A 24,502-nucleotide genomic window follows, 5' to 3' on the forward strand; every position below is an offset into this window, starting at 1 on the left:
GAAGGACCCCCCCCATGAGCACCCTCGGCCTCACCGCCACCGGAGCCGCCCTCGAGGCGATCGACCGCCATCTGCCCGCTCTCCTTCAGGACCGCGTCGCCTCCCGCCTCGGGGAGCAGGACGCCGACCTGTGGGGGGCGTCGGCCCGCGACGAGGCTGCCAAGCGGCTCGGCTGGATCGACCTGTTCGAGGACTCCCGCGCCCTCGTCCCGCACATCGCCCAGCTGACCCGGGAGCTGCGCGCCGAGGGTGTGGACCGCGTGATCCTGGCGGGCATGGGTGGCTCGTCCCTGGCCCCCGAGGTGATCGCGGCGACGGCCGGCGTCGAGCTCGAGGTCCTGGACTCCACGGACCCGTTCCAGGTCTCCCGCGCCCTCGAGCGCGACCTCGAGCGAACCGTGCTGGTGGTCTCCTCCAAGTCCGGCTCCACCGTGGAGACCGACTCGCAGCGCCGCGTCGTCGAGGCCGCGTTCCGCGACGCCGGGATCGACCCCCGCACCCGCCTGGTCGCCGTCACGGACCCGGGCTCACCGCTGCACGCCGCGTGCGAGTCCGCCGGCTGGCGCGCCGTCTTCACCGCGGACCCGACCGTGGGCGGGCGCTTCTCGGCCCTCACCGCGTTCGGCCTGGTCCCCACCGGCCTGGCCGGTGTGGACGTCGCGGCCCTGCTGGACGACGCGGAGGCCGTGCTCGACCTGCTGATCGCCGACGACGAGGACAACCCGGGCCTGCAGCTCGGCGCGGCCCTGGGCGGCACCCGCCCGCTGCGCGACAAGCTCGTCTTCGCCGACCACGGGTCCGGCATCGCCGGACTGCCGGCCTGGATCGAGCAGCTGATCGCCGAGTCCACGGGCAAGGACGGCACCGGGCTGCTGCCCGTCGTCGTCGCCCCCGGCGACCCCGAGACCGCGTGGGACGCCCCCGACCTGCTGCAGGTGCAGCTCGTCGGCGAGGACGACGTCGCGGCCCCGGGCCACGGCGTGCAGGTCGCCGGCTCGCTCGGCGCCCAGCTGCTGCTGTGGGAGGTGGCCACCGCGGTGGCCGGTCGCCTGCTCGGGATCAACCCCTTCGACCAGCCGGACGTGGAGGCCGCCAAGGCCGCCGCCCGCACCCTGCTGGACAGCCCCGCCGCCGAGCGGACGGCCGACGGTGAGGTGGAGGGCGTCGAGGTCTCCGGCCCGGCGTCCGTGACCTCTGCCCCGGACCTGGCCGGCGTGCTGCGCGCCACGGCGGCGCTGGTGCCCGAGGACGGCTACCTGGCGGTCCACGCCTACCTCTCCCGTCACGACGACGCCGAGCTCGAGGAGCTGCGCGCGGACCTGGCGGACCTGGTCGGCCGCCCGGTCACGTTCGGCTGGGGTCCGCGGTTCCTGCACTCCACCGGACAGTTCCACAAGGGCGGCCCGGCCGTCGGCGTGTTCCTGCAGATCACCGGCGACGCCGGCCTGGACCTCGAGGTGCCCGGCCGCCCGTTCTCCCTGGGCAGGCTCATCGCCGCGCAGGCCGCGGGCGACGCCCGGGTGCTGGGCGATCTCGGCCGCCCCGTGGTCACCCTGCACCTGCGCCGCCGCGACGCGGGCATCGAGGCCCTGAGGAGCGCCGTCCGTGGCCGGTGAGTCCCGGACCGCCCCCCGCAACCCGCTGCGCGACCCCCGTGACCGGCGCCTGACCCGCATCGCGGGCCCGTCGGCGCTCGTGCTGTTCGGCGTGACGGGCGACCTGGCGAAGAAGAAGCTCCTGCCGGCCATGTACGACCTGGCCCAGCGCGGCCTGCTGCCGCCGGCGTTCTCCCTCGTCGGCTTCGGCCGCCGCGACTGGTCCGACGAGGAGTTCGCCGACTACGTGCGCGCCGCCGTCGAGGCCTCCTCCCGGACCACGTTCGACGAGACCGTGTGGGACCAGTTCCAGGGCGGTCTGCGCTTCGTCTCCGGCGCGTTCGACGACGAGGCGGCCTACGTCCGTCTCGACGAGGTGCTCGCCGAGCTCGAGACCTCACGCGGCACGCGCGGGAACACGGCGTTCTACCTCTCCATCCCGCCGGACTGGTTCGAGGCCGTCTCCCGCCACCTGGCCGACCAGGGCCTGGCCGACCGGTCGCAGCCGGCCGAGGGCCCGTGGCGCCGCGTGGTCATCGAGAAGCCCTTCGGCCACGACCTGGCCAGCGCGCAGGAGCTCAATGCTGTGATCGAGCGCGTCTTCCCCTCGGACGCGGTGTTCCGCATCGACCACTACCTCGGCAAGGAGACGGTGCAGAACATCCTCGCGTTCCGGTTCGCCAACCGGATGTTCGAGCCGCTCTGGAACGCGGAGCACGTGGACCACGTCCAGATCACGATGGCCGAGGACATCGGCATCGGTGGACGGGCGAGCTACTACGACGGCGTGGGCGCGGCGCGCGACGTCATCCAGAACCACCTCCTGCAGCTGCTCGCGTTCACCGCGATGGAGGAGCCGATCTCGTTCGACGCGGACCATCTGCGCGCGGAGAAGGAGAAGGTCCTCGAGGCCGTGACCGTCCCGGACACGCCCGAGGGACTCGCGGCGGCCTCCGCCCGCGGCCAGTACACCTCCGGCTGGCAGGGCGGCGAGCGGGTCACGGGATTCCTCGACGAGGAGGGCTTCAACCCGGCGTCCGTCACGGAGACGTACGCCGCGCTCAAGGTGGGCATCCGCACGCGGCGCTGGCAGGGCGTGCCGTTCTACCTGCGGGCCGGCAAACGCCTCGGCCGGCGGGTGACGGAGATCGCCGTCGTCTTCAAGAAGCCCCCGCACCTGCTGTTCCCCGTCCACGACGGGGACGAGTTCGGGCAGAACATCATCGTCATCCGGGTGCAGCCGGACGAGGGCGTCACCATCCGCTTCGCGTCCAAGGTGCCCGGCACGCAGACCGAGATCCGCGACGTCACGATGGACTTCGGCTACGGCCACGCCTTCACCGAGGACTCCCCCGAGGCGTACGAGCGTCTCATCCTCGACGTGCTCCTCGGGGAGCCGCCGCTGTTCCCGCGCCAGGCCGAGGTGGAGCTGTCCTGGCGGATCGTGGACCCGTTCGAGGAGCACTGGGCGAGCCTGGGCACCCAGCCCGAGCCCTACGCCCCGGGCACGTGGGGACCGCCCTCGGCCGACGCCCTCATGGCCCGCGACGGACGAAGCTGGAGGCGCCCGTGAAGATCCGCATGCACGACACCACCACCTCCCAGGTGGCCAAGCGCATCACGCAGCTGCGCGAGAAGAGCGGGGTCGTGGCCCTCGGCCGCGTCCTCACGCTCGTGATCAGCACGGACGACGCCGGCATCGAGTCCGCCGTCCAGGCCGCCAACGCGGCCTCGCTCGAACACCCGTGCCGCATCGTCGTCCTGGCCCTGGGCGACCCCGCGGCCCCCACCCGCCTGGACGCCGAGATCCGGGTCGGGGGCGACGCCGGCGCCTCCGACGTCGTGGTGCTGTGGTGCGCCGGGGAGAACGCCCACGCCGACGAGTCGCTCGTCTCCGGGCTGCTCCTGCCCGATGCGCCCATCGTCGTGTGGTGGCCCGGGGTGCCACCCGGGGTCCCCTCGGCGACGGCGCTCGGTCGCCTGGCCCACCGCCGGATCACGGACACGGCCTCGGCGTCCGCGGCCGAGCCCGCCCTGTGGGCTCTGCGCGCGGGCCACCATGAGGGGGACACCGACCTGGCCTGGACGCGCCTGACGCTGTGGCGGATCCAGGTGGCCGGGATCTTCGACACGCTCGACGTGGCCACCCTGCGCTCGGTGACGGTGGACGGGGCGCCGGACTCCCCCAGCACCATGCTGCTCGCGGCGTGGCTCACCCTGACCCTGAAGGTGCCCGTGACGATCGCGCACTCGAAGGTCGGCCACGGGATCCGTGCGGTGCGCCTGCGGTGCACGGACGGGGACGTGGTGCTCTCCCGCTCGCAGTCGCAGGTGGCCCGGCTCTATCAGCAGGGCCGGCCGGTGCAGCGCATCTCCCTGCCACGCCGGACGATCCAGGACTGCCTGGCCGAGGAGCTGCGCCGCCTGGACCCGGACGAGGTCTTCGGCGCCGTGCTCCACCAGGGCCTGCCGCGCACGGACCTCTCCCCCGTGCAGGCCTCCGAACGCTGAGGGGCCCCCGGCGCCCCACCGGTCCGGGACGCGCGAACGCCCCGCACGGATCTTCCGTGCGGGGCGTTCGCGTCGGGGCCCGGCGGGGCGGCCTCAGGACTCCATGGTCAGACGCGGCAGGACGCCGAGCAGGGCGATCACGACACCCCAGGCGACCACGGAGCCGACGGTCAGGCGGGTGAGCAGACGCTGGGCGGAGCCCGAGGAGCTCATCGAGCTGGTCACGCCGCCGCCGAACATGTCCGAGACGCCGCCGCCGCGGCCCTTGTGCAGCAGGATGAGCAGCACGATGACCACGCTGAGCACGACCACGAGGATCTGCAGGGCCAGGGTCAGGACGTCCACGGGAGGGCTCCTCGGGTCGAGGTGCGGCCCCGGCGCGCGCCGGGGCCGTCACGGAGAATGCGGTCGGTCGGGCCGGACGGATCAGGCCTGGTCGAACCGGACGATCTTAGCAAACTCGTCCGCGTCGAGGCTGGCGCCGCCCACGAGGGCGCCGTCCACGTCTGGCTGCGCCAGCAGCGCCGGCGCGCTGGAGGACTTCACGGAGCCGCCGTAGAGGATCCGCAGTCCGGCGGCGACGTCGTCGCCGTGCAGTGCGGCCACGCGGGCGCGCAGGGCCGCGCCCATCTGCTGAGCGTCCTCGGGGCCGGCGACCTCGCCCGTGCCGATCGCCCACACGGGCTCGTAGGCGACGACGACGCCGGCCACGTCCTGCGCCGACAGGCCCGCGATCGAGCCCTCCAGCTGGGCGAGCGTGTGCTCGACGTGCCGGCCGGCCTGGCGCACCTCCAGGCCCTCGCCCACGCAGATCACCGGGGTGAGGCCGTGGCGCAGGGCCGCGGCGGCCTTGCGCGCGACGAGCGCGTCGTCCTCCCCGTGGAGGGTGCGACGCTCGGAGTGGCCCACGATCGCGTAGCGGCACCCCAGCGCGGCCAGGAACGCGCCGGAGACGTCGCCCGTGTAGGCGCCGGCGTCCTCGGGCGAGAGGTCCTGCGCGCCGTAGGCGAGGTCCAGGCGGTCGCCGGTGACGAGCGTCTGCACGGCCCGCAGGCCCGTGAAGGGCGGGAACACCGCGACCTCCACGGCCTCCTGGTCATGGTCCGCGTCCGTGAGGAGCCACGTGAGGCGCTGCACCAGGGTGACGGCCTCGAGGTGGTCCAGGTTCATCTTCCAGTTGCCCGCGATCAGCGGCACGCGTGTGGTCTGCTCCGCCATGCTCACGCCCGCCCCTCGCCGGCCAGGGCGGTGACGCCCGGGAGCTCCTTGCCCTCGAGGTATTCGAGGGAGGCGCCGCCGCCGGTGGAGATGTGGCCGAACGCGTCGTCGGCGAAGCCGAGCGTGCGCACGGCCGCCGCGGAGTCGCCGCCGCCGACCACCGACAGGCCGCCGGCCGCGGAGGCCTCGGTGAGGGCCCGGGCCACCGCCCGGGTGCCCTCCGCGAAGGCCGGGAACTCGAACACGCCCATGGGGCCGTTCCAGAACACGGTCTGGGCGCCGCGGATCTGCTCCGCGAACGCCCGGGCCGTCTCGGGGCCGATGTCCAAGCCCATGGCGGACGCGCCGTGCGCGCCCGAGGTGAGGGCGTCCACGGCCAGGACCTCGTGCTCGGCGTCGGCCGCGAAGCCGGAGGCCATGACGATGTCCGTGGGGAGCACGATGCGGGCGGCCCCGGCCTCGGAGCGGCGCAGGTACTCGCGGACGGTGTCGAGCTGGTCCTCCTCGAGCAGGGGGGCGCCCACCTCGTGGCCCTGCGCCTTGAGGAACGTGAAGAGCATGCCGCCGCCGATCAGCAGCGTGTCGGCCTTGTCCAGCAGGTTGTCGATCACGGCCAGCTTGTCCGAGACCTTCGACCCGCCCAGCACGACGACGTAAGGCCGCTCCGGGGACTCGGTCAGACGGGTGAGCACCTCGAGCTCGGCGGCGACCAGCGGGCCCTGGTGGGCCGGCAGCTGTGCCGCGACGTCGAACACGGAGGCGTGCTTGCGGTGGACCGCGCCGAAGGCGTCGCCCACGTAGGCGCCGTCGTCGCCGGCCAGCGCCGCCATCTCGCCGGCCAGTGCGGCGCGCTCGGCATCGTCCTTGGAGGTCTCGCGGGCGTCGAAGCGCACGTTCTCCAGCAACAGCACCTGGCCGTCCTGCAGGGCGGCGGCCTTCGCGCGCGCGTCGTCCCCGGTCACGTCCGCGGCCAGGGCGACGTCGGCGCCCAGCAGCTCGGCCATGCGCGCGGCGACCGGACGGAGGGAGTACGCGGGGTCCGGCTCACCCTTGGGGCGGCCCAGGTGGGCCATGACGATCACGCGCGCACCGGCCTCGGCCAGGTCCCGGATCGCGGGCAGCGAGGCCCGGATGCGGCCGTCGTCGGTGACGGTGTCCCCGTCCAGCGGGACGTTCAGGTCGGACCGGATGAGCACGGTGCGGCCGGCGACGCCGGCCTCGAGCAGATCGGTGAGGGTCGGTGCGGGCATGATGCCTCCTGGGGTGCCGGAGCGGGGTCGGTTCACGGTGCAGTCTAGGCGGACGGCCCGGGCCGACGGAGGAACCGTCGGCCCGGGCCGTCGGGCGCCGTGCGGGCTCAGAGCTTCGAGCCGATGAGGTCTGCGAAGTCCATGAGCTGGGAGGTGTAGCCGTACTCGTTGTCGTACCAGCCGATGATCTTCACGGTCTGGCCGATGGACTTGGTCAGCGGGGCGTCGAAGGTGCACGCCGCCGGGGAGGTGATGATGTCCGAGGACACGATCGGGTCCTCCGAGTAGACCAGGCGGCCCTGCAGCGGACCGGACTCCGCGGCCTTCTTGAACGCCGCGTTGATCTCCTCGACCTCCACGTGGCGCGTCAGCTCCACGGTCAGGTCGGTGGCCGAGCCGGTGATGGTGGGCACCCGCATGGCGAAGCCGTCGAGCTTGCCCTTCAGCTCCGGGATGACCTCGCCGATGGCCTTGGCCGCGCCCGTGGAGGTGGGCACCATGTTCTGGGCGGCGGCGCGCGCCCGACGGCGATCCTTCTTGTGCACGTTGTCGTGCAGGTTCTGGTCGCCGGTGTACGCGTGGATCGTGGTCATGATGCCGTCCACGATGCCGAACTCGTCGTTGAGGACCTTCGCCATCGGGGCCAGGCAGTTCGTGGTGCACGAGGCGTTCGAGACGATGTGCATCGTCTCCGCGTCGTAGGTGTGCTCGTTCACACCCATCACGAAGGTGCCGTCGACCTCCTTGGCGGGAGCGGAGATGAGGACCTTCTTGGCCCCGGCGTCGAGGTGGGCCTGCGCCTTGGGGCCGGTCGTGAAGATGCCGGTGCACTCGATGACCAGGTCCACGCCGAGCTCACCCCACGGCAGCTTCGTCGGGTCGGCCTCCTGGAAGAACGCGACGTCGCGGCCGTCGATGCGGAACCCCTTCTCGGTCCGCTCCAGCTCGCCCGGGTAGCGGCCCAGGATGGTGTCGTACTGGGTCAGCCAGAACAGGTCCTCGGGGTCGGCGAGGTCGTTCACCGCGACCAGCTCGAGGTTCTCGTGGCCGCGGTCCCTGAGCACGCGCACGATGTTGCGTCCGATGCGGCCGTAGCCGTTGATGGCGATCTTGGTCATGGTGGTCTCTCTCGTTAGTTCGCGTTGCGTGGTCCCCGTGGCGGTGGGTCCGGGGCGGTACGGTCGAGCGGTCGCGCCCGGTCCGGGCGCGCGGTGGGGACAGGGCCGGAGCGCCGAGCCCCTCCCCGCATCGGGGCGCTGACGTCGTGGGGCCACGACGTCAGCGCCCCGGTGCGCGGTGTGGATCAGGCCGGGAGGATCAGGCCGGAGGCGCCGGCGCGGGCGGCCTCGAAGCGGGCCTGCACGTCGGCCCAGTTCACGATGTTCCAGATCGCCTTGACGTAGTCCGCCTTGACGTTCTGGTAGTCGAGGTAGAAGGCGTGCTCCCACATGTCCAGCTGGAACAGCGGGATGGTGGCGACCGGCACGCCGTTCTGCTGGTCGTAGAACTGCTCGATCACCAGGTTGCCGCCGATGGGCTCGTAGGCCAGCACGGCCCAGCCGGAGCCCTGGATGCCGAGGGCGGCGGCGGTGAAGTGGGCCTGGAACTGGTCGAACGAGCCGAAGTACTCGTCGATGGCGGCGGCCAGCTCGCCGGTCGGCTTGTCGCCGCCCTCCGGCGAGAGGTTCTTCCAGAAGATCGAGTGGTTCGTGTGCCCGCCCAGGTTGAAGGCGAGGTCCTTCGACAGCTGGTTCACGGAGCCGAAGTCGCCGGCCTCACGCGCGGCGGCCAGCTTCTCCAGGGCGGTGTTCGCGCCCTTGACGTACGTGGCGTGGTGCTTAGAGTGGTGCAGCTCCATGATGCGGGCCGAGATGTGCGGCTCCAGCGCGGCGTAGTCGTAGTCCAGCTCCGGAAGGGTGTATTCGGTCATGCTTCCTCCTTGGTCAGGCGAGGCTGCGGGCAGGACGCCCTCGGCCTCCACCTCGGGCAACCTCGCGTCTCGGCGGCGTATTCCGTCCGTCTCCATTGTGATCGGGGGCGGAGCGCCGGGGCCAGATCCCGTCGACGGTGATCCCGCGCTCAGCCTTCGGAGGCCGCGTCCGTCCCGGGGATGCCCCGCTCGGCGGCCCGCTTGTCCGCCATGGCCAGTAGCCGGCGGATGCGCCCGGCGACGGCGTCCTTGGTCATCGGCGGGTCCGCGAGGCGGCCGAGCTCGTCGAGGGAGGCCTGCTTGTGCTCGAGGCGCAGCCGTCCCGCGTAGCGAAGGTGGTCGGGCACCTCGTCCCCGAGGATCTCGAGGGCCCGCTCCACCTTCGCCCCGGCCGTGACAGCGGCCTGGGCGGAACGGCGCAGGTTGGCGTCGTCGAAGTTCGCCAGGCGGTTGGCGGTGGCCCGGACCTCTTTGCGCTCGCGCCGCTCGCGCCAGAGGGTCGCGGTCTGCTCCGCGCCGACGGCGGCGAGCAGCGTGGCGATCGCCTCGCCGTCGCGGACCACGACGCGGTCCGACTGACGCACCTCGCGCGCCTTCGCCGCCACGCGGAGCCGACGCGCGGCCCCCACCAGCGCGAGCGCGGCCTCCGGGCCCGGCGTGGTCACCTCGAGGGCCGCCGAGCGGCCGGGCTCGGTGAGGGAGCCGTGGGCCAGCAGGGCCCCGCGCCACACGGCGGCGGTGGCCGCCGTCGTCCCGCTGACGAGGACCGGCGCGAGGCCACGCACGGGCCGTCCCCGCTGGTCGATGAGCCCGGTCTGCCGGGCGAGGTCCTCTCCCCCGCGCACGACCCGGAGCACGTACCGCTGACCACGGCGCAGGTTGCCGCCGGAGACCACCACGATCTCCGGGGCCAGGCCGTACAGCTCGGTGATGGCGGCGCGCAGGCGGCGCGCACTGGCGCCGTGGTCCAGTTCAACCTCCACGACGACGCGGCCGGCCACGAGGTGCAACCCCCCGGCGAACCGCAGCATCGCCGCGGTCTCCGCCCGCCGCTCCGGGGTCGCGGCGACCGGCACACGGGCCAGCTCCTCCTTGAGGGTCATGGTCAGCGCCATGCTCGTGCTCCTTCTCGGCGAGGTGCGCGCGTCAGTGGGTCATCGCCTCGTCGATCGCGACGGCCAGGCGCAGCGGGTCGTGGACCTGGGGATCCTGGGCACTGCTCACTCTACTGAACGCCACGCGCGCGCCCATCCGGGCCGCCTCGGCCTCCACCGCCGCCCGGTCGGTGACCGCGTCCACGTCGGCGATCACCACGTCCAGCCGGAGGTCCGGCGCATAGGAGTGCAGCACCTTGAGGTGGTCGGCGTGGGTGAGGCCGGTGGTCTCCTGGTCTCCCGTGCGCAGGTTCAGCACCATGAGGCGCCGGGCGGTGGTGGCGGCGAGGGCCGCGCGCACGTCCGGCATCAGCAGGTGCGGCAGCACCGACGTGTACAGCGAGCCGGGTCCGAGCACCACCCAGTCGGCCAGCTCGATCGCCGAGAGCGCCTCCGGGGTGGCGGGGGCGTCGGACGGGCTCAGGCGGACGTCGGTGACGCGCCCCTCGAACGCGGCGACCGCGAGGGCCACCTGGCCCTCCACGCATCGGGTGCGCAGGCGGCCGTCCGGGCCGGCGCTGAGCACGTCCCCGCCGATGGTCAGCGGCACCCGCGAGACCGGCAGGACCTCACCGTGCGCCCGCAGCAGGGCGCCGGCCCAGCGCAGCCCGTCCACCGGGTCGCCCAGCAGCTCCCAGAGGGCGACGATCAGGAGGTTCCCGAGCGCGTGGTTGTCCAGGGTGGCCTGGTCGGCGGGCACCTCGGTGGAGCGGAAGCGGTGCTGCATGACGTGGGCCCAGGTCCGACCCCAGTCGGTGTCGTCGCACAGGGCGGCCAGCGCCATGCGGAGGTCGCCGGGCGGCAGCACCGCCATCTCCCGGCGGATGGTGCCGGAGGAGCCACCGTCGTCCGCCACCGTGACGATGGCCGTGAGGTGCCCGGCCACGTGCCGCAGGGCCGCGAGGGACGCGGAGAGGCCGTGGCCGCCGCCGAGGGCGGTGACGCGGGCCGTGGGGCGGGACATGCCCGCACCCACCCCGCGCCCTTCCGAACCCATCCCGGGCGGCAGGGGCAGTTGGCCGGTGAGCGGGGACGTCATTCGCGCCCCATGTCCCGGTGCTGGACGTGCACCGTGACGTGGGGCACCTGGGCCAGGCGCCGGGCCAGCTCCTCGGCGACGGCCACGGAGCGGTGCTTGCCGCCCGTGCAGCCGATGGCGAGCGTAGCGTAGTGCTTGTTCTCCCGCCGGTAGCCCTCGAACACCGGCCCCAGCATGGCGACGTACGTGCGCAGGAAGTCCTCGACACCGGGGCGGGAGAGCACGTAGTCCGCGACCGCGGCCTCCGTGCCCGTGTGCGGACGCAGCGCCGGCACCCAGTGGGGGTTGGGGATGAAGCGCATGTCCGCCACGAAGTTCGCGTCCGCCGGGACGCCGTACTTGAACCCGAAGCTCATGATGGTCAGGCGCAGCGTGACGGGGCCGGACTCCGAGAACAGCTCGGTGATCTCCGTGGCCAGGCCGTGCACGTTCAGCTCGGTGGTGTCCACCACGACGTCGGCACGCGCCTTGAGCGGCTCGACGACGTCCCGCTCCGCGCGGATGCCGTCCAGCAGCCGGGCGTTGCCCTGCATCGGGTGGGGGCGGCGGCCGGCCTCGAAGCGTTGCAGGAGGACGTGGTCCTCCGCATCGAGGAACACGGTGCGATACTCCACTCCGCTGTTGGCCAGGTGCTGCAGGGCGGCGTACAGCTCCTCGAAGTAGGAGCGCGAGCGCACGTCCACCACGATCGCCAGGCGCGGGAACGCCTCCGGCGAGCGGGCGATGAGCTCGGCCAGCGTGCCGAACAGGGCCGGCGGCATGTTCTCCACCACGTCCCAGCCGTGGTCCTCGAGCGCGTGCGCGGCGGTGGTCCGTCCGGCGCCGGACATCCCGGCGATCACGAGCACCTCGGATGTCGGCGGCTTCTCCGGCTGGAGGGTCTCCTCGGTCATGACTCCACTGTATCCGCGGGCGTGTCGGCCGTGAGCGCCGTGTGGACGGCCTCGGCCAGCCGCGGCCCGATGCCGGCGACCTCGGTCAGCCGGTCCACGCCGGCGGCCCGGATCTCGGCGACGGAGCCGAAGTGGTTCAGCAGCGCGGTGCGCTTGGCCGGGCCCAGGCCCGGGATCCCGTCCAGGGCGGAGACGGTCATCGCCTTGGACCGCCGGCTGCGGTGGCCCGCGATCGCGAACCGGTGCGACTCGTCACGGATGCGCTGGAGCAGGTACAGGCCCTCCGAGGTGCGCGGCAGGACCACCGGGAACTCGTCGCCCGGCAGCCACACCTCCTCGAGCCGCTTGGCCAGCCCGACCACGGGCAGGTCGTCCAGGCCCAGCTCCTCGAGGACCGCCGCGGCCGCGGCCACCTGGGGCGGGCCGCCGTCGACCACCACGAGCGAGGGCGGGTACGCGAAGCGGCGCCCCGCCTCCTGATCGTCCCCCTCGACCTGACCGGAGAGCGGGGCGCCCTCCGCGCGCTCCTTGGCCAGGCGGGCGAAACGACGCCGCAGGACGTCGCGCAGGGACGCCGTGTCGTCCCGGGCGGCCTCCCCCGTGACGTTGAAGCGGCGGTAGTCCTTCTTCTTCGGCAGCCCGTCCTCCATGACGACCATCGAGCCGACCACGTTGGTGCCCTGGGAGTGGGAGATGTCGTAGCACTCGATGCGCAGCAGGGGCTCGGTGATCTCCAGGGCCTCCTGCAGCTCCCGCAGGGCGGCGGAGCGGGTGGTGAGGTCCCCGGACCGCCGCGACTTGTGCAGCTTGAGGGCCATCTCCGCGTTCTCCCGGACGGTCTCCATGAGGTCCGCCTTCGAGCCCCGCCGGGGCACGCGCACGGCGACCCGGGACCCGCGCAGGCCCGAGAGCCACTCGGTGAGCTGTGCGGCGTCGTCGGGCTCGACCGGGACGAGGATCTCGTGCGGGATGCGCTCCGGCCCCTCGAGGTCGCCGTAGACCTGCTGGAGCAGGTGCGCGACCATCTCCGGCTCGGCGACGTCCTCCACGCGCTCCATGACCCAGCCGCGCTGGCCGCGGATGCGTCCCTGCCGGACGTGGAACACCTGCACCGCGACCTCCAGCTCGTCCGCGTGCAGGGCGAAGATGTCCGCCTCCGTGTTCTCCGGCAGCACCACGGCGTTGCGCTCGAACACGCGGCGCAGCGCGGCGATGTCGTCCCGCAGCCGGGCCGCGTCCTCGTAGCGCAGCTCCTCGACGGCACGGGCCATGGCCTTCTCCAGCTCGCGGATGAACCGGTTCGCGTCCCCGGCCATGAAGTCGCAGAAGTCCTGGGCCAGCGCGCGATGGTCCGCCGGGCTGATCCGGCCCACGCAGGGCGCCGAGCACTTGCCGATGTAGCCGAGCAGGCACGGCCGGTCCTGGGCGCGGGCCCGCTTGAACACGCCGGCCGAGCACGTGCGGACCGGGAAGACGCGCAGCATCAGGTCCACGGTCTCGCGGATCGCCTTGGCCGGGTGGAACGGGCCGAAGTACTTCACGCCGGGCTTCCGGTCGCCGCGCATCACCTGGACGCGCGGGAACTGCTCGTTCATGGTCACGGCCAGGTACGGGTACGACTTGTCGTCCCGGTACATGATGTTGAACCGGGGGCGGTACTCCTTGATCCACGTGTACTCGAGCTGGAGCGCCTCCAGCTCGGAGCCGACGACGGTCCACTCGACCGCGGCCGCCGTGAACACCATGGTCCGGGTCTTGGTGGCCAGCCGGGCGGGGTCCTGGAAATAGGAGCTCAGGCGGGCGCGCAGGTTCTTCGCCTTGCCGACGTAGACGACGCGTCCGTCCGCGTCGCGGAAGCGGTAGACGCCGGGCGACGTGGAGATCTCGCCCGGAGCCGGGCGGTAGGAGGCCGGATCAGCCACGGGCACCCGGGGCGGCGTTGTAGGCGTCCACCCGCTCCTGCCCCGAGAGCGCGCCGATGGCGTCCATGATCGCCGCCGTCGCGTCGCGGCGCTGCGGCAGGGTGTGTCGACGCCCGGGGTGGCCGAAGTCCAGGGGCGCGCCCACGCGCACGGAGAACCGGTGGGGACGGAAGCCGTTCGTGTCCGGCGGCTGGAGGTGCTGCGTGCCGACGAGGCCCACGGGCACCACGGGTGCGCCGGTGGCCAGGGCCAGCCAGGCCGCACCGGTGCGGCCGCGGTAGAGGCGGCCGTCGCGGCTGCGGGTGCCCTCCGGGTAGATGCCGACGCCCTGGCCGGACTCGAGCAGGCCCACGAGGGACTCGAGCGCGGCCACGGAGGCGGCCTGCTCGCCCCGGCGGACGGGGACGGAGCCCACGGACTCGAAGAACCGCCGCCGGACGCGGCCCCGCAGGCCCGTGCCCGTGAAGTACTCCTCCTTGGCGAAGAAGTGGACCGGGCGGGGGGCGAGGGCCTGGAGGATCACCGAGTCGACGAAGGACAGGTGGTTGGAGGCCATGACGAAGGGGCCCCGCGCAGGGACGTGCTCCATGCCGACGACCTCGGGGCGGCAGGTGAGCAGCAGGAGCGCGGCGGCGCTCCTGCGCACGGGCTCCGACGTCGCCATGGCTCTCCTTCGTCCGCGTCCTGCGTGGGCGGGGTCCATGCTACGCGAGCAGTTCCGCGAGGAACCGGCCCGTGTGGCTCTCCGCGACGTGTGCGACCTCCTCCGGCGTGCCCGCGGCCACGATCGTGCCGCCCCCGGAGCCGCCCTCGGGGCCGAGGTCGATCACGTGGTCGGCACTCTTGATCACGTCGAGGTTGTGCTCGATGGTGAGCACCGTGTTGCCCTTGTCCACGAGGGACTGGAGCACGTGCAAGAGCTTGCGGATGTCGTCGAAGTGCAGCCCCGTGGTCGGCTCGTCCAGCACGTAGATGGTGCGGCCGTTGGAGCGCTTCTGGAGCTCGGCCGCCAGCTTCACGCGCTGGGCCTCGCCGCCCGAGAGCGTGGTGGCGGGCTGGCCCAGGCGGACGTAGCCCAGACCGACGTCGACGAGCGTGTCCAGGTACCGCGAGATGCGGGTGTACGCGCTGAAGAAGTCCGCGGCCTCCTCGATCGGCATGTCGAGGACCTCGGCGATGTTCTTGCCCTTGTAGGTGACCTCGAGCGTCTCCCGGTTGTACCGGGCCCCGTGGCACACCTCGCACGGCACGTAGACGTCCGGCAGGAAGTTCATCTCGATCTTCAGCGTGCCGTCCCCCGCGCACGCCTCGCAGCGCCCGCCCTTGATGTTGAAGGAGAACCGGCCCTGCTGGTAGCCCCGGACCTTCGCCTCGGGGGTCTCTGCGAAGAGCTTGCGGATCGCGTCGAACACGCCGGTGTAGGTGGCGGGGTTGGAGCGCGGCGTGCGCCCGATGGGGCTCTGGTCCACGTGGACCACCTTGTCCAGGTGCTCGAGCCCCTCCACGGACCGGTGCCGGCCGGGCACGAGCTTGGCGCCGTTGAGCTGGTTGGCCAGGACCTTGTAGAGGATCTCGTTGATCAGCGTGGACTTGCCCGAGCCGGACACACCCGTCACGGCCGTGAGGACCCCGAGCGGGACCTCCACCGAGACGTCCTTCAGGTTGTTCTCCTGGGCGCCGCGGACCGTCAGCACGCGCCCCTTCTCCGGGACGCGACGCCGCTCCGGCACCGCGATGGAGCGGCGCCCGGAGAGGTAGTCGCCGGTGACGGACCGCGTGTTCGCCTTGAGATCCGCCAGGGAGCCCGAGTGCACGACCTCGCCCCCGTGCTCGCCCGCGCGAGGACCGATGTCCACGATCCAGTCCGCCTCGGCGATCGTGTCCTCGTCGTGCTCGACGACGATGAGGGTGTTGCCGAGGTCCCGCAGGCGCAGGAGGGTCTCGATGAGGCGGCGGTTGTCCCGCTGGTGCAGGCCGATGGACGGCTCGTCGAGCACGTAGAGGACGCCGACCAGCCCGGAGCCGATCTGCGTGGCCAGGCGGATGCGCTGGGCCTCGCCTCCAGAGAGGGTGCCGGCCGGCCGCTCCAGGTTGAGGTACTCCAGGCCGACGTCCAGCAGGAACGCCAGCCGGGCCAGGATCTCCTTGAGCACCTGGTCCGCGATCTGCCGCTCCCGGTCCGTCAGCCGCAGCCCCGAGAAGAACTCCATGGCCTCCCGCATGGGCAGGCGGGTGGCGTCCGCGATGGACAGGCCGCCCACGAGCACGTTCAGGACCGTGGGGTTGAGGCGGGCCCCGTGGCACGCCGGGCACGGGATCTCCCGCATGAACGACTCGTAGCGCTCGCGGGCGCCGTCCGACTCGGTCTCCCCGTGCTTGCGCATCACGTAGGGGATGACGCCCTCGAAGCCCGTGGTGTAGCGGCGCTCGCGGCCGAACCGGTTGCGGAACGTCACCTCCACCTTGAAGTCCTTGCCGTGCAGGACGGCGTCGCGCTCCGCCTCCGTCAGGTCCTTCCACGGGGTGTCCAGGGAGAAGCCCATCTCCTTGCCCAGCCCGCCGAGCACGCGCAGCCAGTAGTCCGAGGTGGACTTGCCGAGCGACCACGGCACGACGGCGCCCTCGCGCAGGGACAGCTCGTCGTTGGCGACGACGAGGTCCGGGTCCACCTGCAGACGGGAGCCGATGCCGGTGCACTCGGGGCACGCGCCGAACGGGTTGTTGAAGGAGAACGAGCGCGGCTCGATCTCGTCCACGGTCTGCTCGTGCCCGTTGGGGCAGGAGAGCTTCTCGGAGAACGAGCGGTACCGGGGGTTGCCCTCGGCGTCCCGCCCGCCGAACTCCGCGGTGTTCTTCCTGCCCTTCTCGGCGACCGGCTCCACGTCCACGAACTCGGCCACGACGAGGCCGTCCGCCAGCTTCAGGGCGGTCTCCACCGAGTCGGTGAGGCGCTGGCGGATGCCCTCCTTCATGGCGAGGCGGTCCACGACGACGGCGATGGTGTGCTTGACCTGCTTCTTCAGCACGGGCGGGTCCGAGAGCTGGACGGTCTCCCCGTCCACGACGGCGCGAGCGAAGCCCTGCGTGGACAGGTCCTTGAACAGGTCCACGAACTCGCCCTTGCGGCCGCGGACCACGGGCGCGAGCACCTGGAAGCGGGTGCGCTCGGGCAGCTCCTCGAGCTGGTCCACGATCTGCTGCGGGGTCTGCCGGCTCACCGGCTCGCCGCACTGCGGGCAGTGCGGCACCCCGACACGCGCCCAGAGCAGGCGCATGTAGTCGTAGATCTCGGTGATGGTCCCCACCGTGGAGCGCGGGTTGCGGTTGGTCGACTTCTGGTCGATGGACACGGCCGGGGACAGGCCCTCGATGAAGTCCACGTCCGGCTTGTCCACCCGGCCCAGGAACATGCGGGCGTAGGAGGAGAGCGACTCGACGTAGCGTCGCTGGCCCTCGGCGAAGATCGTGTCGAAGGCCAGGGAGGACTTGCCCGAGCCGGACAGACCCGTGAACACGACCATGGCGTCCCGCGGGAAGCTGACGTCCACGTCCTTCAGGTTGTGCTCGCGGGCGCCCTGGACGACGATGCGGTCCCGCTCGCCCGAGCGCGCGCCGCCGGGGCCGGAGGCGAGGCCGCCGGGGTGGGCCTCGACGGCGGAGGAGACGGTGGTGGAGGAGTTCTTGGGCACGCGGCCAGCATAGGGGCGGGTACGGACACGACACCGGGGTCTCGCCTGTGGGCGAACCCACCGCGGGCCGGGCCCGCCCTGGCGCCTCACCGCCCCGTCCGTACACTGTTGCGCATGCCCGAGACCGCCCGGAACCGCCTCCTGCACGATCTGCCCGCCGTCACGGTGCGCACCTGCTCCGTGTCGGAGATGGACAACAACGTGTACCTGCTCACCTCCAAGACCACGGGGGCGCAGGTGCTGATCGACGCCGCCGCCGAGGCCGAGGCCATCCGCGACCTCATCGCCTCGGCCGCGGACGACACCCCGTGCGAGCCGCGCCTCGAGATGATCGTCACCACGCATCGACACTGGGACCACGTGCGCGCGTTGCCGGCGCTGGCCTCCCTGACCGGGGCCCGCACGGCGGCCGGCGAGGACGACGCCGACGCGATCGCCGAGGCCACGGGGGTCGCCCCCGACGTGCGCCTGCGCCACGGGGACACCGTGGGGGCGGACGGGCTCCGGCTCGAGGTGGTGGCCCTGCGCGGCCACACGCCCGGGTCCATCGCGCTGGTGTGCCGCCCCGAGGCGGACGAGCCGGCCGTGCTCTTCACCGGCGACTCCCTCTTCCCGGGCGGGGTGGGCAACACCGAGGGCGACGACGGCCGGTTCCGTCAGCTGTTCACGGACGTGAGCGATCGGATCTTCGACGCGTTCGACGACGACGTGGTGGTCCACCCCGGCCACGGCGCCTCCACGACCCTGGGCGCCGAGCGCCCCCACCTGCCGGAGTGGGCCGAGCGCGGCTGGTGACGGTGCGCCCGGGCGGTCCCGGGCCCAGCGTCAGGCCGGCTTCTGCCCCGCCATGAACAGGCGCCGGGCCGGGAAGATCGTGACCGGGCCGCCGTCGTCGGCCGTGACACCGGGCACCGGCGGGTACGCCTCGCGCATGGCGGCGCGGTACCGGTCCACGAACGCCTCGAGCAGCCCGGCGCCCTCGGCGGCGCCCTCCTCGGCGTCCCAGCGGGCCAGGGCCTGCAGGCTCGGTCGCAGGGCCGCGCCGGAGGTCCACCGGAACACCGGGTCCTCGCCCGTCAGCACCTGCTGGTACTCCGTCTCCCAGACGACCGGGGACCACCCCGCCTCGAGGAATAGCCGCGTGTACTCCTCGGGCGGCGCCACGGTGCGGGTCGTCGCCACCCCGTGCAGCGGCTCGGAGAAGGCCGGGTCCTCCGCCAGCGCCACGATCGCCGCGTGGGAGGGCTGCTCGTAGGGCCGCGGGATCTGCGCCGCGAACCACGCCCCCGGCGTGAGGTCCCCGAGCCAGCGCCGGATCAGGCGACGGTGCGTCGGGATCCACTGGAGCATCGCGTTGGACACCACGACGTCCGTCGCCCCCGACGGGCGCCACTGCGAGGCGTCGACCGCCTCGAAGCGAAGGTTGGCGGGGGCGCCCGTGCGGGCCGCCTGCTCCCGGGCCCGCTCCAGCATGGCGGGCGAGTCGTCCAGACCGATCACCTCGGCGTCCGGCCAGCGCTCGGCCAGCGTCCGGGTCAGGGTCCCCGGGCCGCAGCCCAGGTCCACCACGACGCGCGGGGCCTCGGCGCGCACGCGCCCCACCAGGTCGTGGAAGGGGCGGGCGCGGTGTTCGGCGAAGCCCTCGTACTGCGCGGGATCCCAGGTGAACCCCCCGCCCTGTCGGCCGGTCACGTCCCCCACGACGGCGTCGGTGTCCGGGTGCGGGCTCTCGGGCGCGATCTGACTCATGGCGGCACCGTATCGCGCGGAGCGGCCGATACCCTGGGGGCGATGACTTCTGCCGCCACGAACCCGCCCTCGCTGACCGACCGCATCGACGCGCTCCCGCCGGCCCCGGACGCCGACGACGTCTTCGGGGCCTTCGCGGCCTGGACCGAGGACCGCGGGATCTCGCTCTACCCCGCCCAGGAGGAGGCCGCCCTCGAGCTGGTCCAGGGCCGGCACGTGATCCTGGCGACGCCCACCGGCTCCGGCAAGTCCCTGGTGGCGCTGGCCGCGCACGCCGACGCGCTCGCCCACGACGCCGTCTCCTACTACACGGCGCCGATCAAGGCGCTCGTCTCGGAGAAGTTCTTCGCGCTGGTGGACGTGTTCGGCGCGGAGAACGTGGGCATGGTCACGGGTGACTCCACCGTCAACGGTGACGCGCCGATCATCTGCTGCACGGCCGAGATCCTCGCCAACCGCGCGCTGCGCGAGGGCTCGGGCATGGAGATCGGCACCGTGGTGATGGACGAGTTCCACTACTACGCGGACCCCTCCCGCGGCTGGGCCTGGCAGGTGCCCCTCCTCGAGCTGCCGCAGGCCCGGTTCCTGCTGATGTCGGCCACCCTCGGCGACACGACCCGCCTCGAGGCGGACCTGACCGAGCGCACCGGGCGCGAGGTCGCCGTCGTCGCCCACGCGCAGCGCCCCATCCCGCTGACGTTCGAGTGGTCCGAGGTGCCGCTGCAGGAGAAGGTCGAGGAGCTCGTGGGCACCCACCAGGCACCGGTGTACATCGTGCACTTCTCGCAGCTGGACGCCGTGGAGACGGCCCAGGGTCTGTCCTCGATCTCGGTGACGTCCAGGGAGGAGAAGGAGGCGATCGCCGCGCGGATCGCCGGCTTCCGCTTCTCCGCGGGCTTCGGGCACACCCTGAACCGCCTCGTCCGGGCGGGCATCGGCGTGCACCACGCGGGCATGCTGCCCAAGTACCGCCGCCTCGTGGAGAAGCTGGCCCAGGACGGGCTGCTCAAGGTCATCTGCGGCACGGACACGCTGGGCGTCGGGATCAACGTGCCGATCCGCACCGTGCTGCTCACCGCGCTCTCCAAGTTCGACGGCGAGAAGACCCGCCTGCTCCAGGCCCGCGAGTTCCACCAGATCGCCGGCCGGGCGGGCCGGGCCGGCTTCGACACCTCCGGCACCGTGGTGGTCCAGGCCCCCGAGCACGTGATCGAGAACAAGGCGGCCGAGCGCAAGGCCGCGGCGAAGTTCGCGAACGTCAAGGACGAGGCCGAGCGGGCCAAGCGCATGAAGCAGTCCGTGAAGTCCGGCAAGCGCAAGACCCCGCCGGCCGGCTTCGTCTCGTGGGGGCCGGCGACGTTCGAGCGCCTCGTCTCCGCCGAGCCGGAGCCGCTGGTCTCCCGCATGCGGATCACGCACTCCATGCTGCTGAACATCCTCGACCGGCCCGGCGACCCGGTGATCGCGGTCCGGCGCCTGCTGCGCGGCACCCACGAGACCCCGGCCCGCCAGGCGGTGCTCATGCGCCGCGCGCTCGGGATCTTCCGGGAGCTGCTGGCCACGGGCGTCGTCGAGCGTCTGCCCGAGCCGGACGCCGAGGGCCGCACCGTGGACCTCACGGTGGACCTGCAGCCGGACTTCGCGCTCAACCAGCCGCTCTCCCCCTTCGCCCTCGCCGCGCTCGACCTGCTGGACCCGGCCGATCCCGACCACGCGCTCGACGTGGTCTCCGTGATCGAGGCGACCCTCGACCCGCCGCGCCAGGTGCTCTCCGCCCAGGTCAAGCACGCCAAGGGCGAGGCCGTGGCCGCCATGAAGGCCGAGGGCATGGACTACAACGACCGCATGCGGGCCCTCGACGAGATCACCCACCCGCGGCCGCTGGCCGAGCTCCTCGAGCAGCAGTTCGAGCTCTACCGGCAGGACGCCCCGTGGCTCGCGGAGTTCGAGCTGACCCCCAAGTCCGTGGTGCGCGACATGTTCGAGCGGGCCATGGGCTTCGGTGACTACGTCCGGTTCTACGGGATCGCCCGGTCCGAGGGCGTGCTGCTGCGCTACCTCACGGACGCGGTCAAGGCGCTGCGCCACACGGTGCCCGAGGCGGCGCGCACCGAGGAGCTCCAGGTGCTGCTGGACTGGCTCGACGAGATGGTGAAGCAGACCGACTCGTCCCTCCTGGAGGAGTGGGAGGACCTGGTGGCCGGGGACATCGACGAGCTGCGCCGGGACATGGAGGCGCTCGAGCCGCCGGCGCCGCCTCGCCTGACGGACAACGCGCCCGTGTTCCGCGTGATGGTCCGCAACGCGATGTTCCAGCGCGTGCGCCTGTTCGGCGACGAGCGGGACGAGGCCCTCGCGCGCCTGTCCGGCGACCTGTCCGCCGACGACTGGGCCGACGCCCTCGACGCCTACTTCGACGACCACGAGGACATCGACGACGGCCCCGCCGCGCGTGGCCCCGAGCTGTTCCGCGTGACCGCGGCCCCCGACGTCGCCGCCCCGCTGGAGCTGGCCGGCCCGCGCTGGTGGGCGGTGCGGCAGATCCTGAAGGACCCCGACGGGGACCTGGACCACGGGATCAACGCCGTGGTCGACCTGGACGCCTCCGACGAGGCAGGCCACCCCGTGATCCGGGTGGTCTCCGTGGGCGCGCCCGAGTCCGGGTGGGGCCTGTGAGCGGCGGGGACGCCCGGGCGGCAGGACGGCCCGTGGCGGGCGACCCGCGCGGCTTCGCCCCGCTCGAGCCGGCCCGCCACCGCGTGGGCGAGCGCACCGAGCTCTACGACGGCACCGTCACGGTGGACCACTGGTTCACGGTGCCGATCGACCACGCGCTGGGCCTCGCCGAAGCCGAGGCGCAGGACGCGGCGGGCACCGGCGTCGGGCCGCACCGGCGCGGCACGCTGACCGTCTTCGCCCGGGAGATCCGGGCGAAGGACGACCCCGGGGGCGAGCGTCCCTGGGCCCTGTACCTCCAGGGCGGCCCCGGCAGTGCCGGGCCCCGCCCGGCGCGCCTGAGCGGCTGGCTCGGCGCGCTGGCCGAGAGCCACCGCGTGCTGCTGCTGGACCAGCGCGGCACGGGGCGCTCGACCCCGGCCACCGTGGCGACCCTGACCGCCCCGGGCGCCTTCGCCACGGACGAGGCCCGCGCCGAGCACCTGGTACACCTGCGGGCGCCCTCGATCGTGCGGGACGCCGAGATGCTGCGCCTCGCCCTCGGCGCCGGGCCGTGGACCACTCTGGGCCAGAGCTTCGGCGGGTTCTGCACGCTGAGCTACCTCTCCTTCCACCCCGAGGGCCTGCAGCGCAGCCTGGTGACCGGCGGCCTCGCCCCGCTCACCGGCCACGCCGACCGGGTCTACCGGGCCACCTACGCCCGGATGCGGGCCCGCGCCGAGGAGTTCTTCGACCGGCACCCGGCCGACCGCGACGCGTGGGCGGAGGCCGTGGGGCTGATCCGCGCCGCCGAGGACGCGGGCGCCCCGATCCCCCTGCCCGGCGGCGGGCCGCTCACCGTGGGACGGGCCCAGGCCCTGGGCATGCTGCTGGGCGGCAACACCCGCGTGGACCGCCTGCACTGGGTCCTCGCCGAGGCCGTGGACCGCACCGGGCCCGCGCCGCGCCTGTCCGAGACGTTCCTGGCCGCCGTCGCCGACCAGGACGACCGCCTCGTCAACCCGCTCTACACCGTGCTGCACGAGGCGATCTACGCGCAGCCGGCGGACCTGGCCGGCGGCCGGGCGGACACCAGCTGGTCGGCGTCCCGGATGCTCGCCGAGCACCCGGACTTCGACCCGGAGGCGACCGCGGTCCCGCTGCCCACGGGCGAGCACGTCATGCCCTGGTCCGTCGAGGTCGACCCCCGGCTGCGACCCCTGGCCGGCACGGCGCGGCTGCTCGCCGAGCGCACGCAGTGGGGCCCGCTGTACGACGTGGCCGCCCTGGCGCAGAACACCGTCCCCGTGGCCGCCGCCGTCTACGCGGACGACGTGTACGTGGACCGGGACCTCTCGATCGAGACGGCGCGGCGCGTCCGCGGCCTGCGGGTGTGGGAGACCGACGCCTTCCACCACGACGGCATCGCCGACGACGGGCCGGCGATCCTCGACCGGCTCCTGGCGATGACCGCGGCGGACGGCGCCGGGACGACGACGGCCCCCGACCCGGTCGACTGACCGGCCCGGGGGCCCGGGCGTCGGCGGAGCACTCCCCCGGCGCCGTGATCGGCTCAGACGGTGGGCCCGTCCTGCCGCACGATCTGCTCGGAGACCCCGCGCGCGTCGTCGTCACGGGGATCGGCGAGCCGGGTCTCGTGGGCCGTGCGGATGATGGCCGACCACGCGTCCTTGTGCTCGAGCAGCTGGTCGCGCCAGCGCTGGTCCAGGGCCTCGGCCCGGGCCGTCCAGCGGTCCATCAGGGCGGCGGCGCGCTCGCGCTCGGCCGGGTCGGCGTCCTCGGGCAGCTTCGAGTAGCGGTACGAGTACTTCTCGGCGTTCTGCAGCGCCCGCAGGGCCTGGCCCTTCGGCGAGGCCAGGGAGATCGCCACGGTGATGGCCAGGATCACGACGACGACCACGAGGGACAGCGTCGTGGGGATCTCGACGACGGGCACGTTCTCGCCGCCGTTGATGAACGGCAGGTTGTTCTCGTGCAGGGCGTGCAGGATCAGCTTCACGCCGATGAACGCCAGCAGCGCGGAGAGCCCGTAGGCCAGGTAGACGAGGCGGTCGAGCAGGCCGTCGATCAGGAAGTACAGCTGACGCAGACCCATGAGCGAGAACGCCGTGGCGGTGAAGACGATGTACGCCTCCTGGGTCACGCCGAAGATCGCCGGGATCGAGTCGAAGGCGAACAGCACGTCCGTGGCGCCGATCGCGATCATCACGAGCAGCATCGGCGTCATGAGGCGCTTGCCGTCCACCGTCGTGAAGAGCCGGTCGCCGTCGAACTGGTCGGAGGCGGGCAGGAACCGCTTGACCAGGCGGACCATCACGTTGTCCGCCTCGTCCTGGGCGCCCTCGGCGTCGCCGGACATCTCGCCCTTGAGCTGGCCGCCGGCGATGATCAGCAGGAACAGGCCGAAGAGGTAGAACACGTCGGACCACGCGGCGATGACGGCGGCGCCCAGCAGGATGAACAGGGTGCGCGAGATCAGCGCGAAGGTGATGCCGAACAGGAGCACCTTCTGCTGGTACTCGCGCGGCACCCGAAAGCTGGCCATGATGACCAGGAAGACGAACAGGTTGTCGACGCTGAGCGCCTTCTCCAGCAGGTAGCCGGTGTAGTACTCGACCGCGTGCTGGGTGTCGCCGAAGGCGAAGAACACGAGGCCGAAGACGAGCGCGAGGCCGACGTAGACGCCGGACCAGATCGCGGCCTCCCGGATCGACGGCGTGTGCGCCTTGCGGACATGGGCGAAGTAGTCGAACGCGAGGAGCCCGACGATCAGCGCGATCGTCAGGCCCCAGGTCAGGCCGTTGATTTCCACGGGTCACCTCTCGGCGTCAGGGGTCGGGACGGTGCCGCAAGTCTCTCCGCCCGCCGCGACCGCG

At 72.9% G+C, this 24,502-nt stretch carries 19 protein-coding genes; 6 read left to right on the forward strand and 13 right to left on the reverse strand.

Features of this window, described 5'->3' with window-relative positions:
- Positions 1 to 14 precede the first annotated feature (14 nt).
- From J1M41_RS09250 to J1M41_RS09260, 3 genes are read left to right on the forward strand one after another with little or no spacing between them, the layout of a single operon-like run.
- Positions 15 to 1,616, forward strand: a complete 1,602-nt coding sequence (locus tag J1M41_RS09250; protein ID WP_206451623.1) for a glucose-6-phosphate isomerase — start codon at positions 15 to 17, stop codon at positions 1,614 to 1,616.
- Entirely contained in the window at positions 1,606 to 3,168 is a 1,563-nt protein-coding gene (gene zwf, locus J1M41_RS09255; RefSeq protein WP_185194727.1) for a glucose-6-phosphate dehydrogenase, read from the forward strand. The genes J1M41_RS09250 and zwf overlap by 11 nt, the downstream gene beginning before the upstream one ends.
- The gene (locus J1M41_RS09260) at positions 3,165 to 4,106 is read left to right on the forward strand and encodes a glucose-6-phosphate dehydrogenase assembly protein OpcA (protein ID WP_036315284.1); all 942 of its coding nucleotides are present in this window, start codon (positions 3,165 to 3,167) and stop codon (positions 4,104 to 4,106) included. The genes zwf and J1M41_RS09260 overlap by 4 nt, the downstream gene beginning before the upstream one ends.
- A 93-nt stretch (positions 4,107 to 4,199) precedes the next feature.
- Here J1M41_RS09260 and secG read toward each other — a convergent pair whose 3' ends face one another.
- The 11 genes from secG to uvrA all read right to left on the reverse strand — a co-directional run bounded on the left by secG (position 4,200) and on the right by uvrA (position 17,201).
- Positions 4,200 to 4,451 (reverse strand): preprotein translocase subunit SecG, encoded by a 252-nt coding sequence (gene secG / locus J1M41_RS09265; protein ID WP_036315286.1) that lies wholly within the window; start codon positions 4,449 to 4,451, stop codon positions 4,200 to 4,202.
- Positions 4,452 to 4,532: 81 nt separating this feature from the next.
- Entirely contained in the window at positions 4,533 to 5,324 is a 792-nt protein-coding gene (gene tpiA / locus J1M41_RS09270) for a triose-phosphate isomerase (protein ID WP_144825452.1), read from the reverse strand.
- A gap of 2 nt (positions 5,325 to 5,326) precedes the next feature.
- The gene (pgk, locus tag J1M41_RS09275) at positions 5,327 to 6,574 is read right to left on the reverse strand and encodes a phosphoglycerate kinase (protein WP_206451624.1); all 1,248 of its coding nucleotides are present in this window, start codon (positions 6,572 to 6,574) and stop codon (positions 5,327 to 5,329) included.
- Positions 6,575 to 6,681: 107 nt separating this feature from the next.
- Positions 6,682 to 7,692 (reverse strand): type I glyceraldehyde-3-phosphate dehydrogenase, encoded by a 1,011-nt coding sequence (gene gap / locus J1M41_RS09280; RefSeq protein ID WP_041105191.1) that lies wholly within the window; start codon positions 7,690 to 7,692, stop codon positions 6,682 to 6,684.
- Positions 7,693 to 7,877: 185 nt separating this feature from the next.
- Positions 7,878 to 8,504 (reverse strand): superoxide dismutase, encoded by a 627-nt coding sequence (locus tag J1M41_RS09285; RefSeq protein ID WP_036315296.1) that lies wholly within the window; start codon positions 8,502 to 8,504, stop codon positions 7,878 to 7,880.
- Between the two features lie 149 nt (positions 8,505 to 8,653).
- Positions 8,654 to 9,619: a DNA-binding protein WhiA gene (whiA, locus tag J1M41_RS09290; RefSeq protein ID WP_036315298.1), complete on the reverse strand. Its 966-nt coding sequence runs from the start codon at positions 9,617 to 9,619 to the stop codon at positions 8,654 to 8,656.
- A gap of 31 nt (positions 9,620 to 9,650) precedes the next feature.
- Positions 9,651 to 10,697, reverse strand: a complete 1,047-nt coding sequence (yvcK, locus tag J1M41_RS09295; protein WP_206451625.1) for a uridine diphosphate-N-acetylglucosamine-binding protein YvcK — start codon at positions 10,695 to 10,697, stop codon at positions 9,651 to 9,653.
- On the reverse strand, positions 10,694 to 11,590 hold the full coding sequence (rapZ, locus tag J1M41_RS09300; protein ID WP_036315303.1) for an RNase adapter RapZ: 897 nt from the start codon (positions 11,588 to 11,590) through the stop codon (positions 10,694 to 10,696). The genes yvcK and rapZ overlap by 4 nt, the downstream gene beginning before the upstream one ends.
- Positions 11,587 to 13,512, reverse strand: coding sequence for an excinuclease ABC subunit UvrC (uvrC, locus tag J1M41_RS09305; protein ID WP_036315391.1), 1,926 nt, complete (start codon positions 13,510 to 13,512; stop codon positions 11,587 to 11,589). Before uvrC ends, rapZ begins: the two co-directional genes overlap by 4 nt.
- Positions 13,505 to 14,176 (reverse strand): 1-acyl-sn-glycerol-3-phosphate acyltransferase, encoded by a 672-nt coding sequence (locus J1M41_RS09310; RefSeq protein ID WP_206451626.1) that lies wholly within the window; start codon positions 14,174 to 14,176, stop codon positions 13,505 to 13,507. Before J1M41_RS09310 ends, uvrC begins: the two co-directional genes overlap by 8 nt.
- Positions 14,177 to 14,216: 40 nt before the next feature.
- Positions 14,217 to 17,201 (reverse strand): excinuclease ABC subunit UvrA, encoded by a 2,985-nt coding sequence (gene uvrA, locus J1M41_RS09315; RefSeq protein ID WP_206451627.1) that lies wholly within the window; start codon positions 17,199 to 17,201, stop codon positions 14,217 to 14,219.
- Positions 17,202 to 17,315: 114 nt separating this feature from the next.
- Between uvrA and J1M41_RS09320 the strand changes: the two genes are divergently transcribed.
- Entirely contained in the window at positions 17,316 to 17,996 is a 681-nt protein-coding gene (locus tag J1M41_RS09320; protein ID WP_036315309.1) for an MBL fold metallo-hydrolase, read from the forward strand.
- A 30-nt stretch (positions 17,997 to 18,026) separates the two neighbouring features.
- Here the strand turns inward: J1M41_RS09320 and J1M41_RS09325 are convergent, their stop codons facing one another.
- Positions 18,027 to 18,950 (reverse strand): methyltransferase domain-containing protein, encoded by a 924-nt coding sequence (locus tag J1M41_RS09325; RefSeq protein ID WP_036382741.1) that lies wholly within the window; start codon positions 18,948 to 18,950, stop codon positions 18,027 to 18,029.
- Between the two features lie 42 nt (positions 18,951 to 18,992).
- Here J1M41_RS09325 and J1M41_RS09330 point away from each other — a divergent pair, with 42 nt between their 5' ends.
- A complete protein-coding gene (locus tag J1M41_RS09330; RefSeq protein ID WP_044658952.1) occupies positions 18,993 to 21,626 on the forward strand; it encodes an RNA helicase in 2,634 nt (877 codons plus the stop codon).
- Between the two features lie 32 nt (positions 21,627 to 21,658).
- Positions 21,659 to 23,125 (forward strand): alpha/beta fold hydrolase, encoded by a 1,467-nt coding sequence (locus J1M41_RS09335; protein ID WP_206451628.1) that lies wholly within the window; start codon positions 21,659 to 21,661, stop codon positions 23,123 to 23,125.
- 53 nt (positions 23,126 to 23,178) lie between these two features.
- On the opposite strand, the gene J1M41_RS09340 is transcribed toward J1M41_RS09335, so the two are convergent.
- The gene (locus J1M41_RS09340) at positions 23,179 to 24,438 is read right to left on the reverse strand and encodes a TerC family protein (protein WP_206451629.1); all 1,260 of its coding nucleotides are present in this window, start codon (positions 24,436 to 24,438) and stop codon (positions 23,179 to 23,181) included.
- Positions 24,439 to 24,502 lie beyond the last annotated feature (64 nt).

It is taken from the genome of Micrococcus sp. KRD096, assembly GCF_017168495.1.
In the GTDB taxonomy this organism is placed as follows: domain Bacteria; phylum Actinomycetota; class Actinomycetes; order Actinomycetales; family Micrococcaceae; genus Micrococcus; species Micrococcus luteus.